The following is a 23,557-nucleotide window of genomic DNA, read 5'->3' as shown; positions in this document are numbered from 1 at the left end:
TAATGAATAATACCATGAAGACTATTGAGGTAGACGAAGAGCTATATCGTTATATCGCTAGCCAAACTCAACATATTGGTGAAAGCGCTTCTGATATTTTACGTCGCTTGCTTATGGTGCCAGAAGAACAATTGCAGCAACCCGCAGTTGTGATGCCTGTTCGTCCTAAAGGGATTGTTGTGAGCAGAGATGCAGGTAATGAGCCAACCATGGATCGTGTTAAAGAAATGCGTACGGTGCTCATTTCTGATGAATTTGCGGCGCAAGAAAAAGCCATTGGCCGTTTTATGCTGATCTTATCTTCTCTTTATCGTATTGATGCTGATGGTTTCGCTGAGGCTGCTGCAATTAAAGGCCGTACACGCGTCTATTTTGCCCATGATGAAGAAACATTACTCGCAAGTGGCAAAACAACAAAACCTAAAGCTATCCCAACCACTCCATTTTGGGTGATCACAAATACTAATACCGACAGAAAGCGTCAAATGATTGACCAATTGATGACGAAAATGGGGTTTATTTCTGATATTATTGATAAAGTTTGTGGTGAAATCTAATCACTATTGAGTTTTTACAAGGATAAGACAATGGCAATCCATCCTCGTGCGGGTCAACGCGCTCAGCAAGAAGATATGCATAACATTCCAGCACTTGTTGCTAACTATTTTCTGATTGAGCCAAACATTACTGATCCGTTACAAAAAGTAGCATTTGGTACGTCAGGACATCGTGGTACTGCTGATAAAGGTACTTTTAACCAGCATCACATTTGGGCTATTGCTCAAGCAATTGCTGAAGTTCGTCTAACGAATGGGTTAACTGGACCGCTATTTTTAGGTAAGGATACCCATGCTTTATCTGAGCCTGCATTCACTTCAACATTAGAAGTGTTAGTTGCGAATAACGTTAAAGTTGTGATTCAAGAAGGATTAGGTTACACACCGACTCCTGGAATTTCACATGCAATACTTTGCCACAATAAAGCACATGCAGATAAAGCTGATGGCATTGTCATTACTCCATCGCACAATCCACCACAAGATGGCGGTATTAAGTATAACCCTGTTCACGGTGGTCCAGCTGAAAGTGAGTTAACTACCGCTATTGAGCAACGTGCGAATGATATTATTGCTAATGGCATGGTTGACGTAAAGCGTGTATCTATCGCTGACGCTTTTGCTTCTGATCTTGTTGTAGAGCAAGATTTAGTTGCACCATATGTTGCTGATTTAGTAAATGTTATCGATATTGACGCAATTCAAAAAGCAAACTTAAAGCTAGGTGTTGATCCTCTTGGTGGTTCAGGTATTGAGTACTGGCGTCAGATTGCTCAATACTATGCATTAGACCTAACTTTAGTTAATGAATCTATCGATCCATCGTTCCGTTTTATGTCATTAGACAAAGACGGTGCTATACGTATGGACTGCTCATCACCTTACGCAATGGCAGGTTTACTTGCTTATAAAGATAATTACGATTTAGCGTTTGGTAATGACCCTGATTATGACCGCCATGGTATCGTTACACCGGCTGGTTTGATGAATCCGAATCATTATCTTGCTGTATGTATCGATTATTTATTCCGCCACCGTAGTGGTTGGAGTGAGCAAGTTGCTGTAGGTAAAACATTAGTATCAAGTGCGATCATTGACCGTGTTGTTGCCGCGTTAGGTCGCGAACTTGTTGAAGTGCCAGTGGGCTTTAAATGGTTTGTTGATGGCTTATACAACGGTACTTTGGGCTTTGGTGGTGAAGAAAGTGCGGGAGCTTCTTTCTTACGTAAAGATGGTACGCCTTGGTCAACAGACAAAGACGGTATTCTTTTATGTCTACTTGCTGCAGAAATTACAGCGGTAACAGGTAAGAACCCACAACAATACTATGATGAACTTGCTGCTAAATTTGGTAGTTCAGAATATGCACGTCTACAAGCTGTTGCTAATAAAGAACAAAAAGCGGTGTTAAGCAAGTTATCTCCAGAAATGGTTGCGGCTAAAACATTGGCAGGCGAACCTATTCTTGCTCGACTAACACATGCTCCAGGTAATGGTGCAGCGATTGGCGGCTTGAAAGTAACCACTGAAAATGGTTGGTTTGCAGCTCGTCCATCAGGTACAGAAGATATCTACAAAATTTATTGTGAAAGCTTTAAAGGTAAAGAGCATCTAGCCCTTATCGAAAAAGAAGCACAAGATATCGTAAGTAAAGTCTTCAGTGATGCTGGTTTATAATAACTTAGCGTCATAACGGATAATACATTCGAAAAAACGCCCTAATTACTCTCTTTTTTATTGGAAGAGTATTAGGGCGTTTTTTTATAGCTCGCGATTATGCCGAGGCCAATGATTTGGCACAATAAACCACACGTTGTCATTACTATCGACAGCTTGAGTAGGAACAGTAACGTTAGCAATATCAAGTGTTGTAGTTAATTGCGAAAAGAGGGGCGGTGTTATCCATTGACGCTTTTCTAATGCGCGTAGCGTCAGTGCTGATGCTTGTGAACAATAGCACCAATGCCCTTTGAGGCTGGTGGGGTTTATTACCATAGGTGAGCCTGACTGAGTCTCTGGCCACGCATCAAATAAACGCCCTTGCATGATTAACCGACGTTGGGTTGGGATCGAATATTTGAGGTGTTCAAAGGCTGGATGCGCGGTTAATTGGAGCTGATGATCCCGCATTCTATTTGTTTTTTTATCTAAATTATCACTAGCGTTTGGGCCTGGCCATTGATGCTGGAGGCATAAATAAAATTTGATAGCCACTTCCCAATGTTCAATTTCATCACTGCAATGGTTATGAACTAAAAAATCAATGGCCCCGACGGTTTGATGTTGCCACTGTAATTGAATTTCTTCGCCAATCAGGCTGTAATCGGGATGATGAATGATTAATTGCTGCCATAACCATTGATAATAGAACCCCAAACGGGTGTTGCCATGGTAACTCACCGCTGTCGGAATAACTGCCCGTTTAGAAAATTGCTGTAGCCATTGGTTACTTATCGCGTAATCACAGGTGGTCACAAGATTAGGCATCGTCAATAACATATGAAAGTCAGCGGTTGTTTGATGATAAAAATCATGATTCTGTAACATATTGACATATTCCTTAAGGTAAACGTTTTCTTTGTTGTTATTGACTAATCATTGACCGAGTTTCTGTAGTATTCTTTCATTTATTGGATTAAAGTACCAACAGGTTTATAAAGGCAGGAGCTAGCAATGTATACCCAGTTTTCAATGACGAATATTATCTCGCGTCGTATTTATACGGTTTTGTTAGGGCTTGTATGTTTACCTGTGCTGCTTTTTATTCCTATTAATAAACGGACGTGGCTTACTAGTTATATGTACCGCTGTTGGTCACAGACAAGCACTAAACCCTTATGGTTGTCACGACTTGAACATGGTACGCCTCGCTGTTAATTAATGTATTCAGTATGACTATTTATTGTTGAAAAAGCTGCCGATGGTGGCTTTTTTTGTCTTTAAAATTCAATAGTCGCCACGAGTAGTTGATTTTGTTGATTGAGATTGTCCCTAAAGGCTGATACTTTTTGAATAAGCTATTGTTGATGCAATAACATAACGTTATTTAAAAAGGATGAGCAATGAATAACCTTAAATTAGAAGCTTTATTGAATGATTTTTTATCACCACACTTGATAAAAGATTATTGTCCTAATGGGTTACAGATAGAAGGTAAGCCTGAAATCACTAAAGTCATTACTGGTGTTACTGCTTGTCAGGCGTTGATTGATCGTGCCATTGCAGAACATGCTGATGCTATTCTCGTTCACCATGGTTTTTTCTGGAAAGGAGAGTCCGCTGAAATTCGAGGTATGAAATACCGTCGTATTAAGGCATTGATTGAAAATGGAATTAATCTTTACGCCTATCATCTACCCCTCGATGTACATCAACAGGTGGGTAATAACGTTCAGTTAGCGCAGCGTCTTGGGTTAGATATTAGTGGTGGATTAGAAATTAATAACCCTCGTTCAATTGCTATTTATGGTGAACTTGATACGCCATTAACAGGGGAAGAGTTTGCAGCGCGTATTGCGATGGCATTGCAACGTGAACCACTACATATCGGTGATAATGCACCCGCTTTAATCAAAAAAGTCGGTTGGTGTACTGGTGGTGGTCAAGATTATATTGAACTTGCGGTAGAGCAAGGTTGTGATGCGTTTATTTCTGGCGAAGTATCAGAGCGTACAACCCATATTGCACGTGAACTTGGCATTCATTATTTTGCAGCAGGGCATCATGCGACAGAGCGTTATGGGGTCAAGGCGTTAGGTGAGTGGCTAGCGAAAGAATATGATGTTGATGTTGAATTTATAGATATTAATAATCCAGTATAACAAGTCTTCTCCTCGATTGGAGTTTGTCCTCAAATTTGTATAATTCCCTATTATTAATCTCATAAAAAAGGTTGAGCTTTAGTCTCAACCTTTTTATTTTCTAGAACCTAGAACCTAGAACCTAGAACCTAGAACCTAGAACCTAGAACCTAGAACCTAGAACCTAGAACCTCTGTTACTCACGTTCATGGAGAGGTTTAAACTCTCGTTGTGAATAACCCGTATAAAGCTGACGTGGACGACCAATACGGTTCGTCGGATCACTGTGCATTTCGTTCCAATGCGCAATCCAGCCAATAACACGTGACATCGCAAAAATAACCGTAAACATGGATACTGGAATACCAATCGCTTTAAGGATAATACCTGAATAGAAATCAACGTTCGGGTACAGCTTTTTGCTAACAAAGTATTCATCTGACAGTGCGATACGTTCAAGTTCCATGGCTACATCAAGCAATGGGTCATCAATTTTTAGTTCTTCAAGTACTTCGTGACAGGCTTCGCGCATCACGGTTGCACGTGGGTCATAGTTTTTATATACCCGATGTCCAAAGCCCATTAAGCGGAATGGATCATCTTTATCTTTAGCGCGCTCAATAAATTCTGGAATATTTTCGACACTACCAATCTCTTCAAGCATTTTCAGACACGCTTCATTTGCGCCACCGTGTGCAGGACCCCAAAGCGAGGCAATACCTGCTGCAATACAAGCAAATGGATTCGCACCTGAAGAGCCGGCTAAACGAACGGTTGATGTTGATGCATTTTGTTCGTGATCTGCATGAAGAGTGAAAATTTTATCCATTGCTCGTGAAACAACGGGGCTAACGTCATATTCTTCACATGGCGTAGCAAACATCATATGCAGGAAGTTTTCTGCATAATCAAGATCATTACGAGGATAAATAAACGGTTGGCCCGTAGTGTATTTGTGACACATCGCTGCCAGTGTTGGCATTTTTGATAGCAGTCTAAATGCGGTTATTTCGCGGTGAAGATCATTATTGATGTCTAATGAATCATGATAAAACGCTGATAATGCACCGACAACGCCACACATAATCGCCATTGGGTGAGCATCACGGCGAAAGCCATGGAAGAAACTTGCAATTTGTTCATGCACCATGGTGTGGCGAGTAACTGTGGTACGAAATCCTTCATACTCAGCACGGGTAGGCACTTCACCATAAAGTAATACGTAACAAACTTCTAAGTAATCAGCATTATTCGCTAATTGATCGATAGGAAAACCACGATGTAACAGAATTCCTTTATCGCCATCAATATACGTAATTTGAGATTCACATGAGGCTGTTGCTAGAAAACCCGGATCAAATGTAAAAAAACCGCTTGCGCCTAGTTTTCGCACATCGATTACATCTTGGCCCTCTGAGCCCTCAATAATCGGCAGTTCGATAGGTGCTTTCCCTTCTATATGAAGAGTAGCTTTCTTATCTGCCATAACAATCTCCTTTGTTATTTGTAGAATCCTGAATCCGAAACGGATGTATATTTGTTGTACCGCTCGATGAGGCAATTGTCAATTTTTGTATTCATCTATGTGCGCTTGTTAATAACTTTTCTATATTTGTTCTTTTTTTGTGAACTTTGTGTGTAATGTCATGTGACGGAGTTTGTTTTTGAATGTTGCCATGGGTATAGTGGGGTTGATATTTGGTTATTATATAGATGAAATGTTGTTAATAAACTGCGTAAGGAATGCGGTTGAAAGACAAAGCGATTATATTGCTCAACACTTTGCTTTTAATGGTAACGTAGCATTTTTTAACTGTTTCTTGATGGCTCACTATAGAAACAATCAAAGCGTTTAATAAAAATAAAATGCTTTTAATAAAGCTGAGTGAGCAAAATGTGAAAGTAAAGAAGTCTAGACCCGTCAACCTTGACCTACAAACTATGCGCTTTCCGCTAACGGCGATTGCGTCAATTCTACACCGTGTATCGGGCGTCATTACGTTCGTTGCTGTCGCTATTCTATTATGGTTGTTGAACTTGTCATTATCTTCACCTAAAGGTTTTACTTCTGCTGTCAGTATTACAGATAGTGGATTGGTGACGTTGATGTTGTGGGGAATATTAACCGCACTGTTTTATCATATTGTACTTGGTGTGCGTCATTTATTGATGGATCTGGGGTATTTTGAAGAAATGGAAACCGGCCTTGCTAGTACCAAAGTGAGCTTTGTTATTGTGGCAATATTATCGGTGTTTGCAGGAGTATTAGTATGGTAACCAGTATTTCTTCTGTTGGGCGTAACGGTGTACATGATTTTATTTTAATTCGTGCAACCGCCATTATTCTTACCTTATATACCCTTTATTTAGTGGGGTTTTTTACGTTTGGTCCCGAAATAACCTTTGCATCATGGCAAGCATTTTTTAGTCAATTAACGACGAAGGTTTTTACCTTATTAGCGTTAGGCTCCATTTTAATTCATGCGTGGATTGGTTTATGGCAAGTACTGACTGATTACATTAAATCAGCGGCATTAAGAGTTTGTTTTCAATTCGGTATTGTTGCGATTCTATTTGTTTACCTATTTTCAGGTTTCTTCATTGTGTGGGGTGTGTAGTGGCTATTGCTATTCGTGAGTTTGATGCGGTCGTTATTGGCGCTGGTGGTGCAGGGATGCGTGCTGCACTGCAAATATCAGAGCAAGGTTTAAAATGTGCCTTGTTATCAAAAGTGTTTCCAACCCGTTCTCATACCGTGTCGGCACAAGGAGGGATCACCGTTGCCTTAGGAAATTCACATCCGGATAATTGGCAATGGCATATGTACGATACCGTGAAAGGTTCTGATTATATTGGTGATCAGAATGCGATTGAGTATATGTGTGAAAATGGACCTAAATCTGTCATTGAACTTGAAAAAATGGGCTTACCTTTTTCTCGGTTTGATGATGGCAGTATTTATCAGCGTCCATTTGGTGGTCAGTCAAAAGAGTTTGGTGGTGAGCAAGCAGCACGTACTGCCGCCGCCGCAGATCGAACCGGTCATGCATTGCTCCACACGCTTTATCAGCAAAACATTAAGCATAAAACCACAATATTTTCTGAGTGGTATGCGCTTGATTTCGTTAAAAATTCAGATGGCGCTATTTTAGGCTGTACCGCTTTGTGCATGGAAACCGGTGAAGTGTGTTACTTCAAAGCCAAAGCGACAATTTTAGCGACAGGTGGTGCAGGACGTATTTATGCATCAACCACTAATGCCCACATTAATACGGGTGATGGTGTTGGCATGGCATTGCGCGCAGGTGTACCCATGCAAGATATGGAAATGTGGCAATTTCACCCGACGGGTATTGCTGGTGCTGGCGTATTAGTGACTGAAGGTTGTCGTGGTGAAGGGGGTTATTTACTTAACAAAGACGGCGAACGCTTTATGGAGCGTTATGCACCAAATGCTAAAGATCTTGCTGGTCGTGATGTTGTCGCTCGTTCGATGATGGTTGAAATTCGTGAAGGACGCGGATGCGATGGTCCGTGGGGTCCTCACTTGAAGCTAAAACTTGATCACTTAGGTAAAGACGTACTTGAATCGCGTTTACCAGGTATTTGTGAGTTATCACGTACGTTTGCCCATATTGATCCGGTTAAAGAGCCGATTCCAGTTATTCCAACCTGTCATTACATGATGGGGGGAGTACCAACCCAAGTATCAGGCCAAGCATTAAAACAAAATGCAGATGGGGCAGATGAAGAAATCCAAGGCTTGTTTGCCTGTGGTGAAATTGCATCCGTATCTGTGCATGGTGCTAATCGGTTAGGCGGTAATTCATTACTTGATCTAGTTGTGTTTGGGCGCGCAACAGGATTGCACTTAGGTCAAACATTATTAGCGCAAGCCGAAGCCAAACCTGCAATAGAAGCCGATATTGAAGCTTCTCTAGTGCGTCTTAACCGTTGGAACTCAACTCAAGAAGGTGAAGATCCGGTTCAAATTCGTAAAGATTTGCAAGCGTGTATGCAAAATAATTTCTCGGTATTTAGAGAGGGTGAAGCAATGGCCTCAGGCTTGGAAGAGCTTAAAGCTATTCGTGAACGTTTAAAGCATGCACGATTAGATGATACTTCAACTGAATTTAACACCCAACGTATCGAATGTTTAGAATTAGATAACCTCATGGAAACTGCAATGGCAACAGCGATTGCTGCTAATTATCGGACTGAAAGTCGTGGTGCTCATGCACGGTTTGATTTTCCTGATCGTGATGATGCAAATTGGTTATGCCATTCGATTTATAATCCAGAAACAGAAGCGATGACGAAACGTGATGTCAATATGGCACCGATTCATCGTGAGGCGTTTCCACCAAAAGCGCGCGTTTACTAAGGGGAGATCACCACGATGAAACTGAATTTTTCCATTTACCGTTACAACCCTGATGCTGATGATGTTCCTTATATGCAAGATTATCAGCTTGATGTACCTGATGGCTCAGATATGATGGTACTAGACGCATTAATTTTACTTAAAGAACAAGATGCTAGCTTGTCTTTTCGTCGCTCTTGTCGTGAGGGCGTTTGTGGTTCTGACGGTATTAATATGAACGGTAAAAACGGCTTAGCGTGTATTACACCGTTATCAGCGTTAATTAACACCAGTGCGATTGTCATTCGTCCGTTACCAGGGTTACCTGTGATACGTGATTTGATTATTGATATGGAACAGTTCTATAGTAACTACGCAAAAGTAAAGCCTTTTTTAATTGATGATGCGACAATACCTCCCGCAAGAGAAAATTTACAAGCGCCGGAAGATCGCGCTCAATTGGACGGTCTATATGAATGTATTATGTGCGCTTGTTGTTCGACATCGTGTCCATCATTTTGGTGGAACCCTGATAAGTTTATCGGTCCTGCGGGTTTGTTAGCTGCTTATCGATGGTTAATTGATAGTCGAGATACCGCGACTGATCAACGATTATCAGAACTTGATGATGCATTTAGTGTTTTTCGTTGTCATGGCATAATGAACTGTGTAAATGTTTGTCCGAAGGGATTAAATCCGACAAAAGCGATTGGACACATAAAATCTATGCTGCTTAAACGAGCAGTTTAAAAATATCGATATGTTAATGGTTCAATGTTAACCATATATTGCCCATTAACCGTAATGCTCGGTATTAGACCGATGCCAATGGCGATAAATCAGTAGTTAAGGGAAAATAATGCAGAATAGCGTTATGAAGGCATGGCTTGAGTCTTCACATTTAGCTGGCGCCAACGCAACTTATATAGAAGATCTTTACGAGTTGTATCTTAGCGATCCAGAATTAGTTGATACCCAATGGCGGGAAGTGTTTGTAAATTTACCTGTCGTTAATGATACGGTTATTGAGCAACCTCACTCTCGTGTACGTGATTATTTTCGACGACTAGCAAAAGAAACCCATTTCTTAAGTGCTGTGGTCAATGATCCTGATGTAGATGCAAAGCAAGTTAAAGTATTACAGTTAATTAATGCTTACCGTTTCCGTGGCCATCAGAATGCTAATCTTGATCCTCTTGGTTTGTGGCAACGCGATCATGTTGCCGATCTTGATCCTGAATTTCACTCACTGACCACTGATGATTTCAATGAAACATTTAATGTCGGTTCGTTTGCAATTGGTCAAGAGACCATGAAACTCAGTGAAATATATGCAGCCCTTAAAAAAACCTATTGTGGGTCAATTGGTGCTGAATATATGCATATTACTGATACTGAAGAAAAACGTTGGATTCAACAACGACTTGAATCGGTAATGGGTACGGGGTCTTTTACTACTGATGAACAATTGTGTTTTCTTGATGAGTTAACTGCCGCTGAAGGTCTTGAGCGCTATTTAGGTGCAAAATTCCCTGGGGCAAAACGGTTCTCATTAGAAGGTGGCGATGCCATGATTCCAATGATGAAAGAGTTGATTCGTCATGCGGGATCACAAGGTGTGCGTGAAGTGGTTGTGGGCATGGCTCACCGTGGACGCTTAAATATGTTAGTTAACGTATTAGGTAAAAAGCCACAAGATCTGTTTGATGAATTTGCGGGTAAGCATGGTGATAGTTGGGGGACTGGTGATGTGAAATACCATCAAGGTTTCTCTGCTGATTTTGCGACCCCTGGTGGTGATGTACATTTAGCATTAGCCTTTAATCCATCACACCTTGAAATTGTAAACCCAGTTGTTGTTGGTTCAGTACGCGCTCGCCAAGATCGTTTAGGTGATGATACTGGCGATAAAGTGTTGCCGATTACTATTCATGGTGATTCAGCTATTGCAGGTCAAGGCGTTGTTGCTGAAACCTTTAATATGTCTCAAGCGCGTGGTTATAGTGTTGGCGGTACAGTACGTATTGTTATCAATAACCAAGTGGGTTTCACGACATCAAACCCACAAGATACGCGTTCAACCGAATATTGTACTGATATCGCTAAAATGGTGCAGGCGCCTATTTTCCACGTCAATGCGGATGATCCACAAGCGGTTGCGTTTGTAACGCGACTGGCGTTTGATTATCGCCACGAATTTAAGCGTGATGTGGTGATTGATTTGGTGTGTTATCGCCGTCATGGTCATAACGAAGCTGATGAGCCTAATGCTACGCAGCCGTTGATGTACCAAAAAATCAAAAAACATCCGACGCCACGCAAATTATATGCTGATTATTTAACTGAAATTGGTGCGTTTGGATTAGACATCGCAACAGGTTTAGTCAATGAATATCGTGATGCATTAGATCGCGGCGAGTGTGTGGTTAAAGAATGGCGACCAATGAAATTGCACTCGGTTGATTGGGCTCCATATTTAGGCCACGATTGGACCGTTGATTGGAAGAGTAAAATTGACGAGCAGCGTTTACAAGAGTTAGGTACTCGTTTATGTCAGTATCCAACTAGCCACCAATTACAAGGTCGAGTCCAAAAGATTTATACTGATCGTTTAGCCATGATTGCGGGTGAAAAAGCGTTTGATTGGGGTATGGCTGAGAATTTAGCTTACGCAACCTTGGTCGATGATGGTCATCGTATACGTATTACTGGACAAGATTCTGGTCGTGGTACGTTCTTCCATCGTCACGCGGTGTTACACAATCAAGAAGATGCCAGCACTTATATTCCGTTAACTCATATTCATAATGGTCAAGGGCCGTTTGAAGTGATTGACTCAGTGTTATCTGAAGAAGCGGTATTAGCATTTGAATATGGTTATGCAACCGCCGAGCCAAGTGGATTAACCATTTGGGAAGCACAATTTGGTGATTTTGCCAATGGTGCGCAAGTGGTGGTAGACCAATTTATTAGTTCAGGTGAGCAAAAATGGGGACGTATGTGTGGTTTAACCATGCTGCTGCCACATGGTTATGAAGGCCAAGGACCAGAGCATTCATCGGCACGTCTTGAACGTTATTTACAATTATGTGCTGAGCAAAATATGCAAGTGGTTGTGCCGTCAACGCCAGCCCAAGTTTATCATATGATTCGACGCCAAGTTGTACGTCCGATGCGCCGCCCATTAATTGTGATGTCACCTAAGTCATTGTTACGTCATCCATTATGTACCTCAACGCTGGATGATCTTGCTAATGGTACTTTCTTAGCTGCTATTGGTGAAGTCGATGCATTGCCTGCTAAAGATGTACAGCGAGTGGTCTTTTGTTCAGGTAAAGTGTATTACGATTTACTAGAACAGCGCCGTAAAAATGAACAAACAAATGTTGCCATTGTGCGGATTGAACAGTTGTATCCTTTCCCGAAAGAAGATGTTGAAGCGGCTATTGCTGACTATCAACACGTGACGGATTTTGTTTGGTGTCAGGAAGAGCCTCAAAACCAAGGTGCATGGTATTCTAGTCAACATAATTTCTATTCTGCTTTACCTGCCGGATCACTGTTACGTTATGCCGGACGTCCAGCATCAGCATCACCCGCTGTAGGGTATATGTCAGTACATTTGAAACAACAAAAAGCGTTAGTTGAAGACGCATTAACTATTGAATCTCAAGACCATTCTAATAATTAGAACGAGAACAAAAGGACAATACCGATATGACAATCGAAATTCTGGTTCCTGACCTTCCGGAATCTGTTGCTGATGCAACTGTAGCCACATGGCATAAACAACCCGGTGACACTGTTACTCGTGATGAGGTCTTGGTTGATATTGAAACTGATAAAGTTGTACTTGAAGTTCCAGCCCCAGAAGATGGCATATTAGAAGCTATTTTTGAAATTGAAGGCACAACGGTATTAACCAAGCAACTGATTGGCAAAATCAAAGTTAATGCAGTTGCAGGTGAGCCAACATTGGATGTGCTTGCTGATGCTGAATCATCACCAAATAAACGTAATACAGCATCGTTAAATGAAGAAAACACAGAAGCATTAAGTCCTGCTGTGCGTCGTTTATTAAGCGAACATGGTGTGGCTGCTGAAAAAATAAAAGGTACTGGTGTTGGTGGCCGTATTACTCGTGAAGATGTTGATACTTATTTAAAAAATATTGTAGCTGTTACTGCGACACCAAAAACAGTGGAAGCGAACATTGAGCATGAATTACCTTTAGCCCACCGCAGTGAAAAGCGTGTACCAATGACACGATTACGTAAGCGCGTTGCTGAACGTTTGCTGGAAGCGAAAAATAGTACAGCCATGTTAACGACATTTAATGAAGTTAATATGAAGCCAATTATGGATCTGCGTAAGCAATATAAAGATGTGTTTGAGCAGCGCCATGGTATTCGTCTTGGCTTTATGTCGTTCTATGTGAAGGCGGTTGTTGAAGCATTAAAACGTTACCCTGAAGTGAATGCATCGATTGATGGTGATGACATTGTTTATCATAACTTCTTTGATATTAGCATTGCCGTCTCAACACCACGTGGTTTAGTTACCCCTGTGTTACGAGATTGTGATAAGTTAAGTTTGGCTGAGATTGAAAAAGGTATTCGTGACTTAGCGCTTAAAGGTCGTGATGGTAAATTAACGGTTGATGATCTTATTGGCGGCAATTTTACCATTACTAACGGCGGGGTATTTGGTTCGTTAATGTCAACGCCAATTATTAACCCACCTCAAGCCGCTATTTTAGGTATGCATAAAATCCAAGATCGTCCGATGGCGGTTAATGGTCAAGTTGAAATTTTGCCAATGATGTACCTTGCGCTTTCTTATGATCATCGTTTAGTCGATGGTCGTGAATCTGTGGGTTATTTAGTGACAATTAAAGAATTACTTGAAGATCCAACCCGTTTATTACTCGACGTATAAGTATTACATCGTTAACTGAATAAGTGCTCATTATTCGGTTAACGTTTTTTAACCATGAAGACAGTAAAATTTGCGCAATGATGAAGAGGTATCAAAGAATATCTCAAATGGATTTAATGAGTCCCAAAGGGATAAAAATGGATAGAACATTATGAATTTGCATGAGTATCAAGCAAAACAACTATTCGCCGAATATGGTTTACCTATACCCGATGGCTATGCTTGTGATACCCCACAAGAAGCGGCGGCGGCAGCAGGTAAAATTGGCGGTGAAAAATGGGTGGTAAAATGTCAAGTTCATGCTGGTGGTCGAGGTAAGGCTGGTGGTGTTGAATTACATGACAATAAAGAGGGCATTAAGCAATTTGCTCAATATTGGTTAGGTAAAAATTTAGTGACTTACCAAACGGATGCTGTGGGTCAGCCCGTGACTAAAGTATTGGTAGAAGCGGCATCAAGCATTGCCACTGAATTATATTTAGGTGCTGTTGTTGACCGTAGTTCACAACGTATTGTTTTCATGGCATCGACAGAAGGTGGTGTGGAAATTGAAAAAGTAGCTGAAGAAACACCTGATTTAATTCATAAAGTAGCAATTGATCCTTTAGTGGGACCTCAACCTTATCAAGGGCGTGAATTAGCTTTTAAACTCGGTCTGCAAGGCGATCAAGTAAAACAATTTACCACGATATTTTTAGGGCTTGGTAAGATGTTTGCTGAGTGTGATCTCGCACTGCTTGAAGTTAACCCATTAATTATTACAGACGCCGGCACATTAGTCTGTCTTGATGGTAAAGTGAATGTTGATGCGAATGCACTATATCGCCAGCCTAAACTACGCCAAATGCATGATGCTACACAAGAAGATGAGCGAGAAGCTAACGCGGCGAAATGGGAACTTAACTATGTTGCCCTTGATGGTAATATTGGTTGTATGGTCAATGGTGCAGGCTTAGCAATGGGTACAATGGATATTGTTAATCTTCACGGTGGTCATCCTGCTAACTTTTTGGATGTTGGCGGTGGTGCAACTAAAGAACGCGTAACAGAAGCGTTTAAAATTATTCTTTCAGATAACAACGTTAAAGCTGTCTTAGTGAATATTTTTGGCGGTATTGTTCGTTGTGATTTAATTGCTGATGGTATTATTGGTGCGATTGCAGAAGTGGGCGTAAAAGTACCTGTTGTGGTGCGTCTTGAAGGGAATAATGCTGAAGTTGGCACTGCAAAATTGGCTGATAGTGGTCTCAATATTATTGCTGCCACTTCGTTAACAGAAGCCGCTGAAAAAGTTGTTGCTGCCGCGGAGGGTAAATAATGTCGATACTTATTAATAAAGATACCAAAGTCATTTGCCAAGGTTTTACTGGTGGGCAAGGGACATTTCATTCAGAACAAGCATTGGCTTATGGTACGCAATTAGTGGGGGGTGTTTCTCCAGGTAAAGGCGGTACTACGCATTTAGGTTTACCTGTGTTTAATACTGTTCGTGATGCAGTTAAAGCAACAGGAGCAACGGCAACTGTTATTTATGTGCCTGCCCCTTTTTGTAAAGATGCGATTTTAGAAGCCATTGATGCTGGTGTTGAACTGATTGTTACCATCACTGAAGGTATTCCAACGTTAGATATGCTCGATGTTAAAGTGCGTTTAGATGCAAAAGGCGTACGTATGATCGGCCCTAACTGCCCAGGTATTATTACGCCGGATGAGTGTAAAATTGGGATCATGCCCGGTCACATTCATAAAGCGGGTAAAGTGGGTATTGTGTCACGCTCAGGCACTTTAACGTATGAAGCCGTGAAACAAACAACCGATGAAGGCTTTGGCCAATCAACGTGTATTGGTATTGGTGGTGATCCGATCCCTGGCTCTAATTTTATTGATATTCTTGAAATGTTTGAAAATGATCCAGCGACAGAGGCGATTGTGATGATTGGCGAAATCGGTGGTACAGCAGAAGAAGAAGCGGCTGCATATATTAAAAACCATATCACTAAGCCTGTGGTGTCATATATTGCAGGTGTTACTGCACCTGAAGGTAAACGTATGGGCCATGCTGGTGCAATTATTTCAGGTGGTAAAGGGACGGCAGAAGAAAAATTTGCAGCCCTTGAAGCTGCGGGTGTAAAAACCGTTCAAAGCTTGGCTGATATTGGTAAAGCATTACGTGACGTGACTGCGTGGTAAATGAACGTTGATACTTAATTAATGATAATGAATCATAGAAAAACCCGCTCACATCGTTAAATGTAGCGGGTTTTTTCTTAGCAATTTTTTATTTGTAATAAATATGTTTAACGTTGTGTTGGTTTAAATTGACTTAACATAAACAATGCTGCCGCAGAGACGACGACTGAAGGGCCTGCTGGCGTGTCATAGTGCCATGACATTGCCAGTCCTAGCACCACTGAAATTGAACCAATAATCGAGGCAATAACAGCCATTGCTTCTGGGCTGCGAGCAAACCGACGTGCGGTTGCAGCAGGAATAATGAGTAATGAGGTAATGATTAACGCCCCCACAAATTTCATCGCGACAGCGATCACCATACCGACCATTAACATTAATAATAACCGCATTAAATCAACATTAACGCCTTCAACTTGCGCCATTTCTTCGCTGATAGTCATTGATAATAGTGGTCGCCATAGGTAAATAAGTAGTGTTAATACAATAGCGCCACCACCATAAATCCACATTAAATCATTAGTGGTTACCGCCAATAAATCACCAAACAAATACGCCATTAAATCAATACGAACATTATCTAAAAAGCTTACTGCGACCAAGCCAAGCGATAAGGCACTATGCGCGAGTATGCCAAGTAATGTGTCGGTTGCGACATAACGCTGTTTTTGTAATGTCACCAAAATAACCGCAAGCACTAAACAGCAAATAACTAACGCAAGGTTTAAGTTGATATTAAATAAAAAGCCTAAAGCAATACCCAGCAATGACGCATGCGACAGCGTATCACCAAAGTAAGCCATTTTACGCCATACCACAAAAGATCCCAGAGGGCCGGCTAATAGGGCAATCCCAATACCGGCAATTAATGCGGGAAGTAGAAACTCAATCATTATTTATTATTATCCTGATGATTATTACAGCACGTTGATGGTGTTGTTGAATCACCGTGTTGGTGGTTATGTTGATGTTGGTATAACGCTAATTGATCGCTGGCTTGACGGCCAAATAATGCAATATATTTAGGGTGGTTGGTTACGCTAAATGGACTACCTGAGCAACAAATATGATGCTGTAAACAGATCACTTTATCTGTTTTTGCCATGACCAGATGAAGATCATGTGAAACCATTAAGATTGCACAATTGAGTAAATCACGTAATTGCTGAATTAAGCGATATAGCTCTAATTGTCCCGTCACATCAACCCCTTGAACGGGTTCATCTAAGACTAATAAATCAGGTTTTTGGAGTAATGCTCGTGCTAATAAAACCCGTTGCATTTCACCACCAGATAAGCGGTGCATGTCACTTTTTATTAAGTGTGAACCGTTAACCATGGTTAATGCTTCTTGGCGTTGTTCTAATGAATAACGTCCGGCTAAGCGCATAAAACGATCGACAGATAATGGTAAGGTACTGTTAAGGTGAAGTTTTTGCGGAACATAACCAATGCGTAATCTCTTTTGACGGATGACTTTTCCTGATGTTGGTTTTTGTAATCCAGTGATCACTTTAACTAATGTTGATTTGCCTGCGCCATTTGGGCCAATAAGGGTTGTAATTTCACCTCGCTCTAATTTGAGTGCAACATTATCTAAAACATTACGTCCAGAGAAGGTCACTGTGAGTGATTGTAATTCTACTAATGTTGTCATAAAGCGTGCTTAAAATAAGAGTTTGCTAAAATGTGATGTTATATTATAACATCTTCGTTTTACATGTGTTACTGTTAATACGCGCTGATTATAGTCATTTGAGAAAAATGTCTTTGCTGGTAATCAATAATTTTTGTTGTTCTACATTTTTATGGGAAAAATCATGCACCGTTTAAGCTCGTTATGTTGTGCTACTGCTATTGTTATGTCAGGTTCTGCATTGGCTTCTGATACCTTTAATGTGGTCACTACCGTTAAGCCTCTAAATCTGATCGTCAGTGAATTAACTCAAGGTGTAGCAACCAGTGAATATGTGATTCCATCAGGTGCGTCTCCTCATGATTATGCATTACGTCCTTCTGATGTAAAAAAACTTAAACAAGCTGATCTTGTAGTGTGGGTTGGACCTGAATTAGAGTCATTTTTGGTTAAAACGATGGCGTCAAAGCCTGAAAATATTGCTTTGAGTCAACAACATGATATTAGCTTTCGCTATTATGCTGAAAAAGATCAAGAACATGCAGAGCATGAAAATGAAACGGATCATGACCACGAATCTGAACATGAAGGGCATCACCATAATCATCATGGAATTGACCCACATTTATGGTTAGGTCCCGATCAAGCGGTGCAAGCAGCAAATGTCATAACTAAGGCATTGATCAAGTATGATCCATTGCATAAAAAGACATATACAGCTAATCTTTCTACATTCACAACAGATGTTCAGTTAGCGGTTACTCAGCTTAATAAGCAGTTAAAACCGTTAAGTGATAAAGGTTATTATGTTTTTCATGATGGCTACGGCTATTTTGAACAACAATTTAAATTAGATAATTTAGGCCATTTTACGGTTGAACCAGATCGTCGTCCGGGCGCTAAGACATTGTTATCTATTCGCGAAGCGTTAAAAAATAATCAAGCATATTGTGTCTTTAGCGAGCCACAATTTTCGCCAGCTGTTGTGAAGTCTGTAACCAAAGGAACGAATGTAAAAATAGGGACTCTTGACCCAATGGCAACAGATATCGTTGAGGGCAAGGGAGGATATGTCCGCTTTCTTAATGAACTTGGACAACGATTTAGTAAGTGTCTTAATTAATCATGAAATATTATATCGCTGCGGTAGCATCATTAAAGATGTTATCGTTGCAGCATAAAATTGCGTTATTCTCGACCACAATTTTGATGGTGGCTGCTATTGCATGGCAGCCATCCAAACATGCTATACCTTTTTCTGCTTTTAAAAAGCCATCTCCTATTAATGTACCGATTAATATCACTACTTCTGAAGTATCAGAATCTGATAGTGAGCCAATGGGTGCCTCTTTAGATCAGAATGATCCTCAATTTCAAGCGCCTAAAGATGAGATTGAGCGACAATTAGTACAAGCTCATGCAGAAACAGAATCTAAACATCGCGTATCATCGGGAGAAACGTTAGGCATTATATTTTCTCAATATGGTTTACCTATTTCGGAAATGTACCGATTAATTGATGCTAATAAATCAGTGCAGCAATTACGGGTTGGACAAGTATTAGAATGGGAAGTCGATGCTGATGGTAAGTTGACTTCGTTGAGTATTATTCGCAGTAAAAAAGTCACAGATACGTATACGCTGACTAAAAAAGGTTATATTTACAAAGAAGTAGAACAAAAAGGTAATATTAAACCTGTGACATTAACCGGGCGTATTTCCGGTAGTTTTTATAATTCCGCACGTGATGCGGGGTTAACACCTACGCAAATTGGTAATGTGGTTAAAGCATTACAATGGAAGATGAATATTGGTCGTGACGCTCGTAAAGGTGATTCGTTTGGGGTGGTATTAGATCGTGAATTCATTGATGGTAAAGCGGTAGGTAAAGGCAAAATTAATGCTTTCTATTATAAAAGCCAAGTTCGAGGTCATTCGATCTTTATAGCTCGTGGCGAGGATGACCAATTTTATGATCAAGATGCTCGCAGTTTGAACCGTGGTTTTAAGCGGATACCGACGTTGCAGTCATATCGGATTAGCTCATCATTCAACCCAAATCGTTTGCATCCTATTACTAAACGACGTTCGCCACATAACGGTACTGACTTTGCGGTTCCTGTTGGAACGACGATTTTGGCGGCTGGCGATGGTGTGGTAGTTAAATCACAGTATCACTCGCTTGCTGGTAATTATATTGTGATCAAACATGGTCGTGAATATATGACCCGTTATTTGCACTTAAGTAAACGCCAAGTCAAAGTGGGTGACAAAGTTAAAATGGGTCAACGTATTGCAAAAAGCGGTAATACAGGGCGCTCAACGGGGCCTCATTTACATTTTGAACTGATCAAAAATGGTCGTCCGGTTAATGCGATGAAAGTGCCATTACCACAAGCTGAACCTTTAAGAGGTAGCACACGTACTCAATTTATGCGTAATGTAAAAACATATAAAAAACAATTAAGCGCACAAATGCCGGGTTAAAATAAATAATAACCATTGTTCTAAAAGCGTATCGAAAGGTACGCTTTTTTTTTGCTAAATTTTGAAGGCATTAACTAGTATTTTAAACATTAATAGTTATTTATTTTGTTAAATAGTTAGTTATTAGTTGAAGCTAAATATTCAAAACAGGCACGAAATAATTGATTTAAGACAAGACTAATTTCGTATCAAAGTGTAAAATCCTCCATATCGTAATGAAAATAATTCTTATTAAGGTAGCGGTTTAGCTATGAAACTGTCAGAAATGTCGTGTGGCCACAGCGGTACAGTGATTAATATGTCTGCGTTACCTGTAGTAACGCGTAAAAAATTAATGGTTATGGGATTATTACCCCATACAGAAATAACAGTTGTTCGTTTAGCACCATTAGGTGATCCACTTCAGGTTCGAGTGCGTGGTGTGGATATTGCGCTCCGTAAAAAAATTGCTGAAGATATAGAAGTTGAGGTTAAATAATGCAATATGACATTCTTACTGTCGGTAATCCGAATAGCGGTAAAACGACACTGTTTAATGGATTAACAGGTTCAAAACAGCAGGTAGGTAACTGGGCTGGTGTCACTGTTGAAAAGAAGACGGGTCGTTATCAGCATAATGGTGATGATTTTTCTCTTACCGATCTTCCTGGTATTTATAACCTTGATAGTGCTAATGATGCGAATAGTCTTGATGAAGCGATTGCATCACGTGCGATTTTAACAACGCCAGCGGATATTATTATTAACGTTGTTGATGCATCATCGCTTGAACGCAGTCTATATATGACGTTGCAATTACGCGAATTAGGTCGACCAATGGTGGTTGTGCTTAATAAAATGGATGTGTTGAAACGTCAACAACAGGTATTAGATCTTAAAGCATTAGAAAAAGCATTAGGTTGTCCGGTTGTTGCATTATCTGCTAATAACATGGAACGAATTGGCGAATTTAAATCTAAACTGCATAAAATGCTGATTCAAGGCGTTGTTGTTTCGGATTTTTTACTTGATTATGGTGATGATTTTGAAGCGGCGGTTGAACAATTAAAACCCTTATTTCTTCATGATGAAAAACTCAATCCTCGCGCACAATCAATTCGAGTGTTAGAAAATGACACGTTAGTTATTCACACTTTATCAGAAGAACATAAGCAACAAGCTTGTGCTATTCGTCGACAAATGCTGGAATTGGTTGATCCTGATATTCAAGTGGCTGATGTTCGCTATACTTTTTTGCATCAATTATGTCAGAAAGTACGTCGTCAAGAAGGCCGTTTAAGCCATAGTTTAACCGATAAAATTGACCGCGTATTATTACACCGTGCTATTGGTATCCCATTTTTCTTTTTAGTAATGTACGTGATGTTTATGTTTGCGATTAACATAGGCAGTGCATTTATAGACTTCTTTGATATTAGCTTTGGTGCAATTTTAGTTGATGGTGGTCATTACTTATTAGATCACCATTTACCAGTATGGTTAGTGACTATTATTGCTAATGGTGTCGGTGGTGGTATTCAAACTGTTGCGACCTTTATTCCTGTAATTGCCTGTCTATACCTGTTCCTTGCGGTATTAGAAAGTTCTGGTTACATGGCGCGCGCCGCTTTTGTGCTTGATAAAGTCATGCAAAAAGTTGGTTTGCCGGGTAAAGCGTTTGTGCCATTAGTGCTTGGTTTTGGTTGTAACGTACCCGCTATTATGGCGACGCGTACTTTAGAGCAAGAACGTGAGCGTAAGTTAGCAGCTGCAATGGCACCGTTTATGTCATGTGGTGCACGTTTGCCTGTTTATGCATTATTTGCCGCGGCTTTCTTTCCTGATAATGGCCAGAATGTTGTTTTTGCTTTGTATATTTTAGGTATTGTTGCTGCGGTAATGACTGGTTTGATTTTACGTAATACGCTTTATCCTGGTGCAAGCGATAGCTTTATCATGGAGATGCCAAACTATGAATTACCAACAATCCGTAACGTTGTTATCAAAACATGGCAGAAGCTAAAGCGGTTTGTGTTTGGTGCTGGTAAAACAATTGTGGTTGTAGTGACTATTTTAAGTTTCTTTAATTCACTCGGTACTGATGGTTCGTTTGGTAATGAAGATACGTCTAAATCTGTGTTATCACATGCAGCACAAGTAGTGACTCCTGTATTAGAGCCTATTGGTGTTAAAGCCGATAACTGGCCTGCAACAGTGGGTATTATTACGGGTATTTTTGCCAAAGAAGCGGTTGTAGGTACGTTAAATAGTTTGTATGCGCCCGCCCTTGATGGTGATAGCGAAGAGTATGATCTTGTAGGAAGCTTAAAAGAAGCGGTTGCTTCTATTGGGGATAATTTATCCGCATTAAGTTTTAGTGATCCTCTTGGTATTGAAGTGGGTAGTCTTGAGGATCAAACGGCTGTTGCCGAAGAACAAGGTGTTGATCAATCCGTTTACGGTAATATTCAATCACGCTTTGTCAGTGGTGCTGCTGCCATGTCGTACCTAATCTTCATCCTACTTTATACCCCATGTGCAGCAGCAATGGGTGCGTATGTGCGTGAATTTGGTAAGAAGTTTGCTGGCTTTATTGCAGGCTGGACAATGTTATTGGCATATACTTTTGCATCATTGTTCTATCAAATTGCTGATTTTGCACTACATCCAGCTAGTAGCTCGTTTTGGATTGCGTTCTTTATTGTCATTAACGTCGGAATTTATTTGTTGATGAAGCGACAAGGTAAAAAGCAGTCTCATCTAGAAGGATTATTGTTTGAATGATTTTACAACAATTAAAACAGTATATTACCGATAATGGACGCGTAAGCCGTAAGCAGCTTTCACTGCATTTTGGTATGTCTGAAGATGGTGTTGATGCCATGCTTGCTGTTTGGGTTCGCAAAGGAACCATCGGTAAGGAATTGGTTGGCTACGATAGTACACAATGCTGCCAAACAGCTAAAGATGTGTGGTATCGATGTTTAGCCGCGAATGAGTTGTCAGTAACCGTTATGCGCTAACAGTAAATAGCATCCATTAAAAAAGCAGCCTTCGGGCTGCTTTTTTTATATCAAATACCCTACACTTGTAAGAGTGCAGTAATAATAAGTGCAGTAATAAAACTAAGCGTTGATGGCACTAAAACCTGCAATATTGCTCAGTTCTTGACGTAACTCTTCAGCCAATGCTTGCTGTACTTCTTTGCTACGTTGAATGCCTTTTGTATTTCCCCATACAGGGCCAGGCCATGCGATATCATTACTAAAACGGGCGATATGATGAATATGAAGTTGAGGTACAAGATTACCAAGCGCACCAATATTGATTTTTTCAGCTTGATAGTCTTGCTCTAATAAGGCTGCAATTGCCGATGATTCACGCATTAACTGTTGTTGATCTTGTTCTGATAAATGGTGAATTTCACGTAGTGCATCATAGCGCGGAACTAAAATCAGCCATGGCCCAAGAGCTTCTTTAGCAAGCAATATACGTGATAAAGGTAAATCGCCAAGTATTGTTGTATCTGCCATTAATTGAGGATGAAGAGTGAAACTCATGTAATTATTCCTTAACAGTACATTCTAGCTCACAAGCTTGAGCAATA

The 23,557-nt window shown here is 40.5% G+C and carries 22 protein-coding genes; 17 read left to right on the top strand and 5 right to left on the bottom strand.

Annotated features, from left to right (window positions below):
• The first annotated feature begins 14 nt into the window (after window positions 1-14).
• Window positions 15-557 carry a replication initiation negative regulator SeqA gene (gene seqA / locus C9J51_RS04750; RefSeq protein ID WP_045037990.1) on the top strand — a complete coding sequence of 181 codons (543 nt, stop codon included), beginning with the start codon at window positions 15-17 and terminating at the stop codon, window positions 555-557.
• A gap of 30 nt (window positions 558-587) precedes the next feature.
• Complete coding sequence (gene pgm, locus C9J51_RS04745) at window positions 588-2,234, top strand: phosphoglucomutase (alpha-D-glucose-1,6-bisphosphate-dependent) (protein WP_045037949.1); 1,647 nt, start codon at window positions 588-590, stop codon at window positions 2,232-2,234.
• Window positions 2,235-2,318: 84 nt separating this feature from the next.
• Here pgm and C9J51_RS04740 read toward each other — a convergent pair whose 3' ends face one another.
• Window positions 2,319-3,104, bottom strand: coding sequence for a DUF1853 family protein (locus C9J51_RS04740; RefSeq protein ID WP_045039278.1), 786 nt, complete (start codon window positions 3,102-3,104; stop codon window positions 2,319-2,321).
• Between the two features lie 126 nt (window positions 3,105-3,230).
• On the opposite strand from C9J51_RS04740, the gene C9J51_RS04735 reads away from it, so the two are divergent.
• Window positions 3,231-3,434, top strand: coding sequence for a DUF2517 family protein (locus C9J51_RS04735; protein WP_082064234.1), 204 nt, complete (start codon window positions 3,231-3,233; stop codon window positions 3,432-3,434).
• Window positions 3,435-3,619: 185 nt separating this feature from the next.
• Entirely contained in the window at window positions 3,620-4,378 is a 759-nt protein-coding gene (locus C9J51_RS04730; RefSeq protein ID WP_045037947.1) for a Nif3-like dinuclear metal center hexameric protein, read from the top strand.
• 175 nt (window positions 4,379-4,553) lie between these two features.
• Here the strand turns inward: C9J51_RS04730 and C9J51_RS04725 are convergent, their stop codons facing one another.
• Window positions 4,554-5,843 (bottom strand): citrate synthase, encoded by a 1,290-nt coding sequence (locus C9J51_RS04725; RefSeq protein ID WP_045037248.1) that lies wholly within the window; start codon window positions 5,841-5,843, stop codon window positions 4,554-4,556.
• Window positions 5,844-6,223: 380 nt separating this feature from the next.
• Between C9J51_RS04725 and sdhC the strand changes: the two genes are divergently transcribed.
• The 8 genes from sdhC (at window position 6,224) to sucD (ending at window position 15,848) form a co-directional block, all read left to right on the top strand.
• The gene (gene sdhC, locus C9J51_RS04715) at window positions 6,224-6,634 is read left to right on the top strand and encodes a succinate dehydrogenase cytochrome b556 subunit (protein ID WP_045039280.1); all 411 of its coding nucleotides are present in this window, start codon (window positions 6,224-6,226) and stop codon (window positions 6,632-6,634) included.
• Window positions 6,628-6,975: a succinate dehydrogenase, hydrophobic membrane anchor protein gene (gene sdhD / locus C9J51_RS04710; RefSeq protein ID WP_045037250.1), complete on the top strand. Its 348-nt coding sequence runs from the start codon at window positions 6,628-6,630 to the stop codon at window positions 6,973-6,975. Before sdhC ends, sdhD begins: the two co-directional genes overlap by 7 nt.
• Window positions 6,975-8,741, top strand: coding sequence for a succinate dehydrogenase flavoprotein subunit (sdhA, locus tag C9J51_RS04705; protein ID WP_045039281.1), 1,767 nt, complete (start codon window positions 6,975-6,977; stop codon window positions 8,739-8,741). The genes sdhD and sdhA overlap by 1 nt, the downstream gene beginning before the upstream one ends.
• 15 nt (window positions 8,742-8,756) lie before the next feature.
• Window positions 8,757-9,470: a succinate dehydrogenase iron-sulfur subunit gene (locus C9J51_RS04700; RefSeq protein ID WP_045037252.1), complete on the top strand. Its 714-nt coding sequence runs from the start codon at window positions 8,757-8,759 to the stop codon at window positions 9,468-9,470.
• 109 nt (window positions 9,471-9,579) lie between these two features.
• A complete protein-coding gene (gene sucA, locus C9J51_RS04695) occupies window positions 9,580-12,411 on the top strand; it encodes a 2-oxoglutarate dehydrogenase E1 component (protein WP_107236719.1) in 2,832 nt (943 codons plus the stop codon).
• Window positions 12,412-12,437: 26 nt separating this feature from the next.
• Window positions 12,438-13,658, top strand: coding sequence for a 2-oxoglutarate dehydrogenase complex dihydrolipoyllysine-residue succinyltransferase (gene odhB, locus C9J51_RS04690; protein WP_045037254.1), 1,221 nt, complete (start codon window positions 12,438-12,440; stop codon window positions 13,656-13,658).
• Window positions 13,659-13,809: 151 nt separating this feature from the next.
• On the top strand, window positions 13,810-14,976 hold the full coding sequence (gene sucC, locus C9J51_RS04685) for an ADP-forming succinate--CoA ligase subunit beta (protein WP_045039282.1): 1,167 nt from the start codon (window positions 13,810-13,812) through the stop codon (window positions 14,974-14,976).
• Window positions 14,976-15,848: a succinate--CoA ligase subunit alpha gene (sucD, locus tag C9J51_RS04680; RefSeq protein ID WP_045039283.1), complete on the top strand. Its 873-nt coding sequence runs from the start codon at window positions 14,976-14,978 to the stop codon at window positions 15,846-15,848. The genes sucC and sucD overlap by 1 nt, the downstream gene beginning before the upstream one ends.
• Window positions 15,849-15,955: 107 nt before the next feature.
• Here the strand turns inward: sucD and znuB are convergent, their stop codons facing one another.
• Both znuB and znuC read right to left on the bottom strand, forming a co-directional pair.
• Window positions 15,956-16,741: a zinc ABC transporter permease subunit ZnuB gene (gene znuB, locus C9J51_RS04675; RefSeq protein ID WP_045037257.1), complete on the bottom strand. Its 786-nt coding sequence runs from the start codon at window positions 16,739-16,741 to the stop codon at window positions 15,956-15,958.
• Window positions 16,741-17,505 (bottom strand): zinc ABC transporter ATP-binding protein ZnuC, encoded by a 765-nt coding sequence (gene znuC, locus C9J51_RS04670; RefSeq protein ID WP_045039284.1) that lies wholly within the window; start codon window positions 17,503-17,505, stop codon window positions 16,741-16,743. The genes znuB and znuC overlap by 1 nt, the downstream gene beginning before the upstream one ends.
• Before the next feature lie 163 nt (window positions 17,506-17,668).
• Here znuC and znuA point away from each other — a divergent pair, with 163 nt between their 5' ends.
• From znuA to C9J51_RS04645, 5 genes are all read left to right on the top strand, one after another.
• Window positions 17,669-18,607 carry a zinc ABC transporter substrate-binding protein ZnuA gene (gene znuA / locus C9J51_RS04665; protein WP_052667754.1) on the top strand — a complete coding sequence of 313 codons (939 nt, stop codon included), beginning with the start codon at window positions 17,669-17,671 and terminating at the stop codon, window positions 18,605-18,607.
• Between the two features lie 2 nt (window positions 18,608-18,609).
• Complete coding sequence (gene mepM, locus C9J51_RS04660; RefSeq protein WP_107249627.1) at window positions 18,610-19,971, top strand: murein DD-endopeptidase MepM; 1,362 nt, start codon at window positions 18,610-18,612, stop codon at window positions 19,969-19,971.
• Between the two features lie 250 nt (window positions 19,972-20,221).
• Complete coding sequence (locus tag C9J51_RS04655) at window positions 20,222-20,449, top strand: FeoA family protein (RefSeq protein ID WP_045037261.1); 228 nt, start codon at window positions 20,222-20,224, stop codon at window positions 20,447-20,449.
• Window positions 20,449-22,734: a Fe(2+) transporter permease subunit FeoB gene (gene feoB / locus C9J51_RS04650; protein WP_045039286.1), complete on the top strand. Its 2,286-nt coding sequence runs from the start codon at window positions 20,449-20,451 to the stop codon at window positions 22,732-22,734. Before C9J51_RS04655 ends, feoB begins: the two co-directional genes overlap by 1 nt.
• Window positions 22,731-22,973 (top strand): FeoC-like transcriptional regulator, encoded by a 243-nt coding sequence (locus C9J51_RS04645; RefSeq protein ID WP_045037263.1) that lies wholly within the window; start codon window positions 22,731-22,733, stop codon window positions 22,971-22,973. Before feoB ends, C9J51_RS04645 begins: the two co-directional genes overlap by 4 nt.
• Before the next feature lie 102 nt (window positions 22,974-23,075).
• On the opposite strand, the gene C9J51_RS04640 is transcribed toward C9J51_RS04645, so the two are convergent.
• Complete coding sequence (locus C9J51_RS04640; protein WP_045037264.1) at window positions 23,076-23,510, bottom strand: HIT domain-containing protein; 435 nt, start codon at window positions 23,508-23,510, stop codon at window positions 23,076-23,078.
• Between the last annotated feature and the right edge of the window lie 47 nt (window positions 23,511-23,557).

Origin of the sequence: Photobacterium iliopiscarium, assembly GCF_003026395.1 — a bacterium.
Classification (GTDB): domain Bacteria; phylum Pseudomonadota; class Gammaproteobacteria; order Enterobacterales; family Vibrionaceae; genus Photobacterium; species Photobacterium iliopiscarium.
The sequence above is the reverse complement of the archived record's forward strand: the minus strand, read 5'-3'. Positions and strand labels throughout refer to the sequence as shown.